Here is a 13,331-nt window from a genome sequence, read left to right as displayed (position 1 = left end):
CTTATCAAATTTCAGATGAAATAGAAAGTGAAAATGTCACATTTTAGGTGACATTTTCATTGACAAGATCTTTTTTCAACAACGTGAAAAAAAGAGAGGAGAATCTCCTCTCTTTTTTTATTTTTGTTGTACCAACTTTACCATTAGATTTGCAATTGTATGTTGTTCTTGTTCATCTGCCACTTTCCAAAGCTCTGCTAATAGTTTTTCTTGATCATTGCGCGCTTCTACTTCATTTGCAAGATAATCCCCAACGCGGTATGCCATATCTGAAATAGCACCGCCCTCTAGACCCTTTCCTTGCGCCTGCTCTAAACGCTCTCCTAAAAAGCTTTTCCATTGATCAAAATTATCTAGTACTGACATATTAAGCACCTCACCACTATTGAGTATTACAATCATACTTAATTTGCACAGTTTTTTATCTTTTATGTATGTTTTTTAGCAATACCATCCACCATTTACTCCAATAATTTGACCTGTTATATAAGAAGCTCCTGGTGATATTAAAAAGGAAACTGTTTTTGCCACCTCTTTTGGGGAACCAATTCGTCCCAATGGAATTTCCTCTGCAATTCCATTTTTATCTTCTTCTGAGAATATACTTAACATTTCTGTTTCAATTGCCCCTGGCGCTACTGCATTGACACGAATTCCACTTAAAGCCACTTCTTTCGCTAAAGCTTTTGTATATGCATTTTGTGCACCTTTTACCATGGAATATAATACTTCGCAAGAAGCTCCAATTTGCCCCCAAATTGACGAAATAATAACAACACTACCCTTTCTCCGTTGTATCATTGGTGGCAATGCAAGCGACATAAGCTTATACACACTCTTCACTTGCAATGCAATCATTTCATCAAGTTGTTCATTTGTCACATCAGTAACTAAGCCAAATATACTTTTTCCCGCTGCGTATACAATCGTATCAATCGGATGATCAATCTGTGCCCACAATTTCTCTACTCCATCCGCACAGGCTAAGTTAGCTTGAACAGGAATGACTTCTCCAATTTGTTTTTCTAACTCCTTTACTTTTTCTTCATTTTTATTGTAGTGCATATATACTGTATACCCATCTTCTATTAACTGCTTTGAAATTGCAAAGCCAATTCCTCCGCTTCCCCCAGTCACTAACGCATATTTCTTCATTTCTTGATCCTTTCTTCGAAGACATCTATTCATACTCTTCATTATAAATACCCCTCTTTACTTTTTAAGCTTTACTAAAAAGTAAGAAGGGGTTCATTTTTATATAACAGACAACAGATCTCTCATGTTTGTATGTTATTTCTTTGGTAATACTTGGCAAATACTCATTCTGTCTTCCACTAAAAATTCTTTTGCTGCACTTTGTAAATCTTGAACTGTTATGCCTTCTAAAGTAGATAATGCATCAAATAAACTCGTTTCATTAAATGCATATCTTGTAAATTGATTTGCAATATATTCAGGTGAATTAAGAGAGCGTAAAAATCCTCCAATTTTCTTTTTCTTTACACGCTCTAATGTATTTGCATCAATCTTATTATAATCTATTTGCAACAAAATGGCTTTCAATCGATCTGCTAATTCATCTGGCTGTTTTGTATCGCCTCCAACCATCGCAAACCCAAAATTACTCTCTTCTGTATAATCATAAGAAAATGTTTCGTCAATGAGCCCTTCATTATATAAAGACTCATAATGAGCTGATCCTTTTCCAAATAAGTAATCTAAAAGTAACGTCAGTGCAATTTCTTGTTTTAAAAGCGCCTCACCTTTTTCTTTTAGCCCTACTGCTTTAATTCCTACTAAACATTTTGGCGTTTGAACAGACATCGAAATAATTTTCTTTTTCTCATTTACCTCTTCTGGTTCACTTTCAAATGAACGAATAATTTCTGGCTGATTTTGATAATCTTTTTTTGCTTGATTCTCTCGTACTAATGCGATTGTCTTTTCTGGATCAACAGCTCCAACAACAAATAAAAGCATATTACTTGGATGATAAAATGTTTCATAGCATTCATACAATAAATCTTTCGTAATTTTGCTTATCGATTCAATTGTTCCAGCGATATCAATTTTAATCGGATGTTTCACAAATAGACTATCAATTAACCCAAAGTATAAACGCCAATCTGGGTTATCTTGATACATTTGAATTTCTTGACCAATAATGCCTTTTTCTTTTTCCACTGTTTTTTCCGAAAAGTATGGTTCTTGAACAAAATTTAATAATGTATTTAAATTTTGTTCCACATTGGATGTACATGAAAAAAGATACGCTGTTCTTGTAAAGGATGTAAATGCATTTGCAGATGCTCCTTGCTTACTAAACAACTGAAATGCATCATGATCCTCTTTTTCAAACAATTTATGTTCAAGGAAATGAGCGATTCCATCTGGCACCCGAACCATCTCTTCTTTTCCAAGAGGAACGAATGTATTATCGATAGAGCCGTACTTTGTTGTAAACGTTGCAAATGTTTTATTGAATCCGTGCTTCGGTAAGATATATACATCTAATCCATTTGGAAGCTTTTCATAATAAAGCGTTTCTTGTAATTGATCATAAGCAATCTTCTCCATCTATTCTCCCTCCGTTCCATGTAAGAAGTAAATCGTATCTAACTCAATTTGATTTGCGACCTTCACAATTTCTTCTTTCGTAACCGATTCTATTCCCGTGACCCATTCTTCTACTGGGCGTGTATGTTCCGCAATAATACCATGGTATAATAGTTCAACGAAACCACGTGGTGTATCAATCGCTTCTAAAATTTGATTTCGAATTACACTTTTTGTTTGCTGAATTTCTTCCTCTGAGAAATCACCATTCTTCATCGCCTTCATCTGCTCTTTAATAATAGCAACCGCTTTCTCATAATTCTTTCCTTCAATTCCAGACATAACAAAGAGCAAGCCTTTATGACTTTCAAAGCGTGAAGCGGCATAATACGCTAAACTATTTTTTTCCCGAACATTCACAAACAATTTGGAATGCGAGAACCCACCAAATAAACCGTTAAATAATTGTAGTGCAAAGTAATCTTCATCACGATAGGTCACATATGTGCGATAACCGATATTTAATTTACTTTGTTTTAGTTCTTGTTTCTCAACAACCTCTTTTTCTTCGTTATTTCGTTTATGAAGTATTACATTTTTTTCTTTCGGTACGCGTGGTGAAATGGAAAAATATTTACGAACGAGTTCGGCTGCATTGTCTGAAATATCTCCAATAATATAAAGATCCATTTCATCTTCCGCTAACACTTTTTGATAATATTGATATAACTTTTCACTTGTAATGAGCGGAACATCTTCTTTTTTCCCGTTGGAGCTTAATCGATATGGTTCGACTTTACACATTTCTTCAATGAGACGTTCATTTGCATAACGCATTTTATCATCATATGTTGCTTCAATTCGTTGTAGAAGCGCTCGCTTCTCACTCTCCACAATAGACTGTAAAAAACCCTTTCCTTCAGTTGCTGGATGTAACACAATATCAGATAACATAGAAAGCGCTTTTTCAAAAAGAGGCGGAGCATCTTGTAAATATTTCTCATTGGCGACATCCATGTAAATAGATATGATATGCTCCTCACCTTTTTTACTTACATCTACCGCTAAAGAAGACCCATATAATTCCTCTAAATATTGGCGAAGACGAATGACAGATGGCAATTTCTCGGTAGCGCTTTGTAAAACGTAAGGCAAAATAGCACGCTCTGTCACAGTTTCTTCATTTAAAGGTGCCTTAAAGCGAAATACAAATGTATTTGTTTTATACTTATCTGTTGGAATGATATGTACTCGTAAACCACCTAACTCATGCATTTGCTGTTCCATCAATTTCATTTATAGCCCTCCTTTACCTATGTAGGAATATTCCTCTTCAATATACAGTTTTTAGAAATCAAAAATCAACTTTTCTTCCTTTTTACTTTTAAGTTCTTGTATGCATTTCCATATTAAACATATTCTATGTCAAAAAGCCCGCACTAATGTGCGAGCTTTTTCAAACTTCGAAAAGATTATCTCTTTCCTTTTTCATATGATGTTCCCAGCGCTTTTGGCGCTTCTGAACGTCCAACAAAACCCACTAGTGCTAAAATCGTAAACACATATGGCAAAATGGTTAAGAAAACACTTGGTATTTCTTTCAGTACAGGAATAGTTCCTCCCGTTACTCCAAGGGATTGTGCAAACCCGAAGAACAAAGCCGCTCCTAGCGCCCCAAGCGGATTCCATTTCCCGAAAATCATAGCAGCTAGCGCTAAGAAACCTTGTCCTGTAATCGTTGCACCTGAAAAGTTATTTGAGATGGACATGGCAAAGATGGCACCGCCAACGCCTGCAAACATACCTGAAATACAAACGGCAATGTAACGCATTTTATATACATTAATCCCCATTGTATCAGCTGCCATTGGATGTTCACCAACTGCGCGAAGACGAAGACCAAACGGCGTTTTATAAATAATATACCAAACAATAAAAGCTAAAATAATAGCAATATACGATGTTACGGGTACACTGGAGAAAAATATTTTTCCAATAACAGGAACGTCTGAAAGCCCCGGAACGTCGATTTTTTCAATACGATATTGAATAAAATCAGTTTGACCTTTACCGAAAATTTTCTTAATCGCAAAAACAGTCAAACCAAGCGCTAAAAAGTTGATTGCTACTCCACTAACAACTTGGTCCGCACGAAATGTAATGGAAGCAACGGCGTGAAGAAGTGCAAATATCCCACCGCCAATTGCTGCAAAAACAAGTGCAATCCAAGGGGTCATCGTACCCCATGTATCTCCCATTAATAAAGTTGTCACAACACCAATAAATGCACCAAATAACATTAACCCTTCTAATGCGATGTTTACAACTCCAGAACGTTCACTGAACACTCCACCAAGCGCTGTAAAAATAAGTGGGGCCGCTGTATATAATGTACCTGTCACAAGAATGGCTAAAATATCTAAGAAGTTCATTTATTTCCCCTCCTTGCTCATGCGTGTCAGTGCCCAGCGTAAAACATAGCTACAAGCAACAAAGAAAATAATACATGCAATAATGACATTGATTAATTCAGATGGCACATCTGCTTCAAAGTTCATTTGCGGCGCTGCACTTTTCAAACCACCAAATAATAAAGCAGCAAGTAAGATACCAAATGGGTTATTGCTACCAAGAAGAGCGACTGCAATTCCGTCAAATCCAATTCCAGTAAACGAGGACATCGCTGTCATATTTTGAAAGGTTCCAAGCCCTTCCATCGCTCCACCAATACCTGCAAAGGCACCTGCAATTGTCATCGATAAAATGACATTACGAGAAACTTTCATACCAGCATATTGCGAAGCATGTTGATTAAATCCAACTGATTTTAATTCATAACCTAACGTTGTTCGATCTAATAAGAACCACATGAGAATCGCAATGAGAATCGCAACAAGAATCCCCCAGTGCAGACGTGATCCTTCCGTTAAAGAAGAAAGCCATTCAGATGCTAACGATGCACTTGGCTGAATATCATATGATTTTTCATTCGCTTCATGTAAAAAACGTTTAATGAGGTCATATGTCACATACAGTGCAATATAGTTCATCATAATGGTTACAATCACTTCATTTACTTTAAATTTCCCTTTTAAGTACCCTGGAATAAATCCCCATAAACCACCAACGATTGCTGCAATTAAAATAGATAGCGGAATATGCAAGAATGCTGGTAATGACACTGCATAACCGAACCAAACTGCTGCAAGCCATCCGACTAACAATTGCCCCTCTACTCCGATATTAAATAGACCTGTACGGAATGCAAAGGCAACGGAAAGACCAGCTAACACAAGAGGGATCATCGTACGAAGTGTTTCACCTATAGCTTGCGGGTTTCCAACCATTCCTTCCCACAATGCTGCATACCCAACAATCGGATCATATCCGCTCACTATCATAACAATGGCTCCTACAAGCAAACCAAAAAGAACAGATAACACAGGTACTAAAATATTAATCGTTCGCTCCGTTAAAAAATTTTTAGCCATTTGTACTCACCTTCTCTTCCCCTGTTCCACCAGCCATTAAAAGACCTAACTCTTGTTCATCCGTTGCTTTTGCATCAACAATTGCAACAATTTTCCCTTCATAAATAACAGCCACACGGTCACTTACATTTAAAATTTCATCAAGCTCTAAAGACACAAGTAGGACCGCTTTCCCTTTATCTCTTTGCTCGATTAATTTTTTATGAATAAATTCAATTGCCCCTACATCAAGACCACGCGTTGGCTGTGCCGCAATTAATAAGTCCGGATTGCGATCGACCTCACGAGCAATAATGGCTTTTTGCTGATTCCCACCAGATAGCGCCCGAGCCAATGTATATTCACTCGGTGTACGCACATCAAACTGCGCAATAAGCTCTTTCGCTTTTTTTGTAATAGTATTAAAATTTAAAATCCCTTTTTTCGAAAACGGGTTTTTATAATATGTTTGTAAAACAATATTATCTCTTACGGAAAAATCCAAGACGAGTCCATGTTTATGACGGTCTTCTGGAATATGACCAATTCCCTCTTCTGTAATTCGTCTCACAGGCCAATTCGTTATCTCTTTCCCATTCATTGCAATAGAACCTGACTCAACTTTTCGTAAACCAGTAATCGCCTCTATTAATTCACTTTGTCCATTCCCATCAATTCCTGCAATACCAACAATTTCTCCTGCACGAACAGTTAAGTCAAGGCCTTTTACAGCAGGTAATTGACGTGCATCACGAACAACAAGGTTCGCAATCGAAAGTACATCTTTCTCAGGTTTTGCGTCTAATTTTTCTGTTTTAAAATTCACTTGACGTCCAACCATTAGTTCCGCAAGTTTATGTTCATCTGTATTTGCAACGTCAACTGTACCGATTCCTTTTCCTTTTCGAATAATCGTACAACGATCACAAACTTCCATAATTTCTTTTAATTTATGAGTAATTAGAATAATAGATTTTCCTTCTTGTACAAGTTTTTTCATAATTTGAATCAGCTCATGAATTTCCTGAGGAGTTAATACTGCTGTTGGTTCATCAAATATTAAAATTTCAGCTCCTCGATAAAGCGTCTTTAAAATTTCAACCCGCTGCTGCATCCCAACTGAAATATCTTCAATTTTCGCATACGGGTCTACCGCTAGACCGTATTGTTCAGATAACTTTTTAATTTCTTCTGCCGCTTCATCAACTGCAATTTTCCCTTTTTTCTTCGGTTCATTTCCAAGAATAATATTCTCTGTAACGGTAAAATTGTGAACAAGCATAAAATGTTGGTGAACCATGCCAATTCCAAAATTATTCGCAATATTAGGATTTGTAATTTTTACAGGCTTCCCTTTAATTTTAATTTCTCCTTGCTCTGGCTGGTACAGTCCAAAAAGAACATTCATTAGCGTTGATTTCCCTGCTCCATTTTCCCCGAGCAAAGCGTGTATTTCTCCCTGTTTTACTTGCAGCGTAATATCATCATTCGCCACAATGCCTGGGAATACTTTTGTAATATTGTTCATCTCAATTACGTATTCCATTGTGTTCCTCCTTTTAGCAGGGAACAATCCCCCCAATTACACTCTATGAAAAATGATTCGGTAGATACAAAGGTTAGTTCTACGAACTAACCTTTGCTATTTCTCTATCATTATTTCGTTAGAGAAGCCTCATACTCTTTGTACTCATCATCAGTTGCAGGTACTTTAATTTCACCAGCTGTAATTTTCTTCTCAAACTCTTCTATTTTTGTTAAGATTTCTGGATTTGCTTTTTTCACATTGTCAGTTGTCTTCGCAATACCAATACCATCATCTTTCAAACCGAATTCTTCTATTTTACCACCTTTTAATTTTCCATCTTTTGCTTCTTGCGCTACTTTTGCTACTGCAACGTCAACACGTTTTACCATAGACGTCAACGTTACATTTTCAGGCATACCTTCTTGATTTTGGTCACGGTCAACACCAATTACCCAAACATTTTCACCTTTTTTCTTACGGTTTTTCGCTTCTGTAAATACACCATTACCCGTTGCACCAGATGCGTGATAAATTACGTCTACACCTTGACCATACATTGCTGATGCTAATACAGATCCTTTTTCTGGTTTATCAAAGGCATCTGCATATTGTGCAACGATTTCAATGTTTGGATTTACTGCTTTCACTCCAGCTTTAAATCCCGATTCAAACTTGCTAATTAATGGACTCTTTACTCCGCCGACAAAGCCCACTTTATTAGATTTTGTCGTCATCGCCGCCGCAACCCCAACAAGGAAAGATCCTTCATGGTCTTTAAATGTAATACTTGTTACATTTGGTTTTTCCACAACAGCGTCTACAATGGCAAATTGTTTTTTCGGATATTGATCTGCTACTTTTTCAATAGAGTCTTCCATTAAATATCCAATACCAAATGTTACATTATAATTTCCTTTCGCAAACTTTGTTAAGTTTGGAATATAATCTGAGTCTTTACTTGATTGAAGATAACGATAGCCTTCATTTTTTTTCAAATCATTATCTTTACCGAACTTTGTTAATCCTTCCCACGCTGATTGGTTAAAGGATTTATCATCAACCCCACCAATATCGGTAACCATACCAACTTTAAAACCCTTACTATCCTTCTTGTCACTACTTGCTTTGTCTGAGTTACCACATGCCCCTAACACTGTACTCGCTGCTAACGTTAATGATAATAAAAGACCTGCTTTTTTCTTCATACTAGAACCCCCTCCTAAAATGATGTATATTTCTATTTACTATTTATGCTGTTGTCCCTTCCTTCTTGCTGTCACCTCCCTAAAAAGGAACCGATTTACATACGTTTTCGTAATACATGGAAGCTAAATTTATCTGCTCTAAAATAATTAATAGAATACAAAATTGGTTCATCATTTTGATCGTAATGCATTTGTTTTAAAATCAGTAATGCCGTTTCTGGTTCACACTGCAAGATTGGTGATATTTTCGGATGATATCCAATCGGTTCAATATGAGCAACTGCATATGTTACGCGCTTATGCGTGTTATTATGTATAACAGTAAGCAACGACTCCTCATTATAATCTGATAAATCCGACAATATTTCTTTTGATAATTTATCAACACAGTATACAACAGGTTCCCCATCTGCTGTACGAACACGTTCAATCATAACTGCTTCGAAACCTTCTTCACTATGAAACTTTTCTTTTTCTTCTTCTGTTAAACTTGTAGTAGATGATGATAAAAAAATAGTCCCCGGTGTTTTTCCAGCACTAGCAATCATATCGGTAATACTGGAAAGTTGTTCGATTCCAGAAGAGAACAACGGCTTTGCATTCACAAACGTTCCTACGCCATGTCTACGAATGACGACATTTTCTTCTTCCAAAATACGGAGCGCTTCACGCAAAGTGGCTCTACTTACACCTAGTTCCTTTGCTAAATCAAACTCAGAAGGTAACTTTTGCTTTTCTTTATATGCTCCACTTTTGATTTTCTCTTTAATATGATCAATCACTCGCAAATATAAATGCCGACTATCAGATTTAACCGACACAAGACTCCCCCCATTCAATTATTCGACCTCTGATGTAAGACTTCTTTTCTCTTTTTCTCTCGATATTATAATTTGTCGAATAAATATTAATAGTTTTTTAAGACGAAATTTTTCATCTTTAATATATAAAAAAAACTTTGTACCATAAACATTCCTCATCTAGAGAAAAAGTTCGGCACAAAGATTCCTCTTACATCCTTTGTTACACACTTCTCCCCTCATAGTCTAGCAATTCATGGTTGCTAGGTAGAAACTTATGGACCTTATTTCCAAGATTATATGAGGCAGTGATTCTTTTCGAAGTAATCTTACCACTTGCCCCCATATGTGTCAACAAAATTCAACACTTTTCCGCAGTAAATATCGAACATTTAGTAAAATGAAACCAAAAGTATTCGTATTCTATGAAATTAACAAAAATGTAAGCCCTTTCTTTTGTGCTATGTATAGTATATAATAAAAACACTATATAAAAAAGCCTAATTGTAAACAATTAGGCTTTTTTATTAAGAACTCTGTTCTTGTATATCTTTAATTAACACTTCACGCGGTTTGCTGCCTTCATACGGTCCAACAACACCATTCATTTCCATTGCATCAATCAGACGTGCTGCACGCGTATATCCCACTCTAAATCGTCGTTGTAACATCGAAACAGAAGCAGTTTGCATTTCGACCACAAGCTGTACTGCTTCATCATATAATTCATCTTCTACTTCTTGTTTTGTTTCTGGTACATCTTGCGGAATCATATCTTCTTGATATTGTGCTTTTTGTTGTCCAATCACATACTCTACAACTCTTTCCACTTCATCATCTGATAAAAATGCGCCTTGTACACGTATTGGTTTTGACGCACCAATCGGTATAAAGAGCATATCTCCTCTTCCTAACAATTTCTCTGCACCACCGCTATCAAGAATCGTTCGAGAATCCGTTTGAGAAGATACAGCAAAAGCAATACGTGATGGAATATTCGCTTTAATAACCCCTGTGATCACATCAACCGATGGACGCTGCGTTGCAATAATTAAATGAATGCCTGCCGCACGAGCCATCTGTGCTAATCGCATAATTGCATCTTCGACATCCGAAGACGCGACCATCATTAAATCAGCCAACTCGTCCACAATTACAACAATATATGGAAGTTCTTGTTGCTTCGCTTCTGATTGCTCATTATGATGTCTAATATACTCATTATATCCTTCGATATTACGCGTTCCACTATGTGCAAACAATTCATAGCGACGCTCCATCTCACTAACAACTTTTTTCAAAGCTTGTGAAGCTTTCTTCGGATCTGTCACTACAGGTGTTAATAAATGCGGAACACCATTGTATACATTTAACTCTACCATCTTCGGATCAATCATCATTAACTTTACTTCGTGCGGTTTAGCACGCATTAAAATACTAACAATAATCCCATTAATACATACACTTTTTCCGCTACCAGTCGCTCCAGCTACCAATAAATGCGGCATCTTATTTAAACGTGCTAAGACAGCTTCACCTGTAATATCGCGTCCCAGACCGATTAATAATTTTTCCTCCGGATGATTATTCGCCTTTGAATCTAGCACCTCTCTAAGTGTAACCACCGAAACTTCTGAATTTGGAACCTCAATTCCTACGGCTGATTTCCCGGGAATTGGCGCTTCAATTCGAATATCTTTCGCTGCTAAAGCAAGCGCTAAATCATCACTTAAACTAACAATTTTACTCACTTTCACACCCATATCAGGATACACTTCATACTTTGTAACTGCGGGCCCTTTATGTACTTTCGTTACTTTCGCTTTCACTCCAAAACTTTGGAAAGTTCGTTCAAGCTTACGAGCATTCTCATAGATTTTTTCATTTTCATTTGTCACTTGCTTATTCTTTGGAAACTTCAATATATCGATAGTAGGAAGTTCATAATCTTTATTTTCTACATTTGAAAATTGCATCGGCGGCGCTTTTGTATCTCCTTCTAACGATTCAACAATCTTCTCGCCACGTTTCTTTTTCGTTTTTTCTTCTGGTGTATTTTGCACTTCCTCAATATCTGAAATAGGGTTATCCATTCCTGTTTCTTTCGGCAAATCCTGTTCTTCATGAATTGGATAATTCTCTGAGAAATTCGAAATAATTGGCGGATCTATGGTTATTTCTTCTATAGGCTCGGCAATCTCTTCGCGGGATTCAGAACTCTCATTTCTCGTGCGTCTTTCTCTTTTTTTCTTTTCAGTTTGTTCAGCTGCACGCTTCGATTTCCACTCTTTATAATCTCCTTGCATGACCTGAAATTGACTTCTTACTATTCTCCCTACCGGAGCTAATATTTCACCAATATGTTTATTTGTAATACAGAGTATACCAAGAATAACAAGAATAATTCCAATTAGATAAGCTCCTACTTCATCAAATAAGAAATAACATGTTGCAAACATGAGAGCTCCAAACATACCGCCACCTAAATGAATCGTGCCTGGACTCTTTTTCATCTCAAGAAAGAACAAGTCTTTTGTACTAACAATAACAGATGTATTTTCTACCGCTCCGTCCTTTGTAAGCAGATTAAATAATGTAATGTGACTAAACATTAATATCGCTAATACAATCAAATAAATACCGATTAGTCGTTTATGAAGAAGGTTGGGCCATCCACGCCTAATGACAAACGCAATGGATAACGCAATCACTCCTAATACACCAATTATGTACCATTCACCAAAGAAAAAGCGAAAAAATAACACAAACGATTTCCCTACAATCCCTAGTTGTAAAATTGTAATGATTGAAAGTGCAAAAAGAGTCAATCCGACGATTTCATAGTACAAAGTTGGTTTTATCGTACGTCTTGCCTTTGATTTCGTCCCTCTTTGCTTTTGTTTTGCCATTTTTTCACCCCGTGTTCTAAAAATTAAATGTAACGTTTCGTCCGCTATTTTGCAACAATAACACTTTTTTGAACTACCCCCACTTAACACTCTTACGAGCTGTTTGAAGTGGGAGATTCCTAAGAACACCAACCTAACGGTTAGTTATTGATTAGGCTATCCCCGTAGTCCCTACGGTTAGAAGTCTTATTGCTTCATTTTTAAGATTTTGTCCTGCGTTAATATCTCTATCGTGATGACTATTACATTTAGGGCAAGTCCATTCTCTAAGTTTAAGATTCTTAACGTCTTTATTTTGGTAGCCACAAACTGAACACAATTGAGAACTTGCAAATGTTTTAGATACAGCAACTACTTGTTTACCGTACCATCTTGCCTTGTACGCTAACATCGTTCTGAATTGCGACCAACTCACTTCACTAATGGCTTTCGCTAACTTACGGTTCTTCAACATATTTGACACTTGCAAATCTTCCATACCAATGATGTCGTGGTTTTTGACAATGTAAGTAGAGATTTTTTGCAAATAGTCTGTTCTTGCATTCGTGATGTTCTCATGGATGCAAGCTACTTTACGTTTTTGCTTTTGATAGTTTTTTGCTTCATCCAGTTTGCATTTTCGTTTTAACGCTAATTCCTGTCGCCTAGAAAGAACACGTTGTGCTTTCGCTAATTTTTCTTCTAGTTTACGAAACCATTTAGGATTCCCAAAAACTTCACCTGTTGAAAGAATCGCAAAATCTTTCAGACCAACATCCACACCAACTGACGCCCCAGTTTTAGGAAGTCCTTGAACGTTTGTTTCAGCAAGAATGGATACAAAATACTTACCACTTGGATTTCTTCTCATTGTAGCATGAAGA

The 13,331-nt window shown here is 36.6% G+C and carries 11 protein-coding genes and 1 riboswitch; all 11 genes read right to left on the bottom strand.

Annotated elements, in window-relative coordinates:
• Positions 1 to 117: 117 nt before the first annotated feature.
• Complete coding sequence (locus MR056_RS21060) at positions 118 to 366, bottom strand: DUF3243 domain-containing protein (RefSeq protein ID WP_012094876.1); 249 nt, start codon at positions 364 to 366, stop codon at positions 118 to 120.
• 75 nt (positions 367 to 441) lie between these two features.
• A complete protein-coding gene (gene ymfI / locus MR056_RS21055; protein ID WP_041810481.1) occupies positions 442 to 1,155 on the bottom strand; it encodes an elongation factor P 5-aminopentanone reductase in 714 nt (237 codons plus the stop codon).
• Positions 1,156 to 1,290: 135 nt separating this feature from the next.
• Complete coding sequence (gene yfmH / locus MR056_RS21050) at positions 1,291 to 2,577, bottom strand: EF-P 5-aminopentanol modification-associated protein YfmH (protein WP_012094878.1); 1,287 nt, start codon at positions 2,575 to 2,577, stop codon at positions 1,291 to 1,293.
• Positions 2,578 to 3,852 (bottom strand): EF-P 5-aminopentanol modification-associated protein YfmF, encoded by a 1,275-nt coding sequence (yfmF, locus tag MR056_RS21045; RefSeq protein ID WP_012094879.1) that lies wholly within the window; start codon positions 3,850 to 3,852, stop codon positions 2,578 to 2,580. It lies immediately after the preceding gene.
• Between the two features lie 176 nt (positions 3,853 to 4,028).
• On the bottom strand, positions 4,029 to 4,988 hold the full coding sequence (locus MR056_RS21040) for an ABC transporter permease (protein ID WP_048724461.1): 960 nt from the start codon (positions 4,986 to 4,988) through the stop codon (positions 4,029 to 4,031).
• A complete protein-coding gene (locus MR056_RS21035; RefSeq protein WP_048724463.1) occupies positions 4,989 to 6,047 on the bottom strand; it encodes an ABC transporter permease in 1,059 nt (352 codons plus the stop codon).
• Complete coding sequence (locus MR056_RS21030) at positions 6,040 to 7,572, bottom strand: ABC transporter ATP-binding protein (RefSeq protein ID WP_048724465.1); 1,533 nt, start codon at positions 7,570 to 7,572, stop codon at positions 6,040 to 6,042. Before MR056_RS21030 ends, MR056_RS21035 begins: the two co-directional genes overlap by 8 nt.
• 110 nt (positions 7,573 to 7,682) lie before the next feature.
• Positions 7,683 to 8,759 (bottom strand): BMP family lipoprotein, encoded by a 1,077-nt coding sequence (locus tag MR056_RS21025; RefSeq protein WP_012094883.1) that lies wholly within the window; start codon positions 8,757 to 8,759, stop codon positions 7,683 to 7,685.
• 95 nt (positions 8,760 to 8,854) lie between these two features.
• Positions 8,855 to 9,580: a GntR family transcriptional regulator gene (locus MR056_RS21020; protein WP_012094884.1), complete on the bottom strand. Its 726-nt coding sequence runs from the start codon at positions 9,578 to 9,580 to the stop codon at positions 8,855 to 8,857.
• Positions 9,581 to 9,781: 201 nt separating this feature from the next.
• Positions 9,782 to 9,883, bottom strand: a riboswitch (purine riboswitch).
• A gap of 203 nt (positions 9,884 to 10,086) precedes the next feature.
• Positions 10,087 to 12,468: a DNA translocase FtsK gene (locus MR056_RS21015; protein WP_012094885.1), complete on the bottom strand. Its 2,382-nt coding sequence runs from the start codon at positions 12,466 to 12,468 to the stop codon at positions 10,087 to 10,089.
• A 151-nt stretch (positions 12,469 to 12,619) separates the two neighbouring features.
• Positions 12,620 to 13,331: transposase (locus MR056_RS21010; RefSeq protein WP_242136688.1), on the bottom strand; the 712-nt coding region annotated here is incomplete at its 5' end.

Origin of the sequence: Bacillus cereus group sp. BfR-BA-01360, from assembly GCF_022663595.1 — a bacterium.
GTDB classification, from domain to species: Bacteria; Bacillota; Bacilli; order Bacillales; family Bacillaceae_G; genus Bacillus_A; species Bacillus_A cytotoxicus.
The sequence above is the reverse complement of the archived record's forward strand: the minus strand, read 5'-3'. Positions and strand labels throughout refer to the sequence as shown.

Coding starts and splice junctions, on each gene's coding strand:
- MR056_RS21060 (WP_012094876.1), bottom strand. CDS start 366: ATGTCAGTACTAGATAATTTTGATCAATGGAAAAGCTTTTTAGGAGAG.
- ymfI (WP_041810481.1), bottom strand. CDS start 1,155: ATGAAGAAATATGCGTTAGTGACTGGGGGAAGCGGAGGAATTGGCTTT.
- yfmH (WP_012094878.1), bottom strand. CDS start 2,577: ATGGAGAAGATTGCTTATGATCAATTACAAGAAACGCTTTATTATGAA.
- yfmF (WP_012094879.1), bottom strand. CDS start 3,852: ATGAAATTGATGGAACAGCAAATGCATGAGTTAGGTGGTTTACGAGTA.
- MR056_RS21040 (WP_048724461.1), bottom strand. CDS start 4,988: ATGAACTTCTTAGATATTTTAGCCATTCTTGTGACAGGTACATTATAT.
- MR056_RS21035 (WP_048724463.1), bottom strand. CDS start 6,047: ATGGCTAAAAATTTTTTAACGGAGCGAACGATTAATATTTTAGTACCT.
- MR056_RS21030 (WP_048724465.1), bottom strand. CDS start 7,572: ATGGAATACGTAATTGAGATGAACAATATTACAAAAGTATTCCCAGGC.
- MR056_RS21025 (WP_012094883.1), bottom strand. CDS start 8,759: ATGAAGAAAAAAGCAGGTCTTTTATTATCATTAACGTTAGCAGCGAGT.
- MR056_RS21015 (WP_012094885.1), bottom strand. CDS start 12,468: ATGGCAAAACAAAAGCAAAGAGGGACGAAATCAAAGGCAAGACGTACG.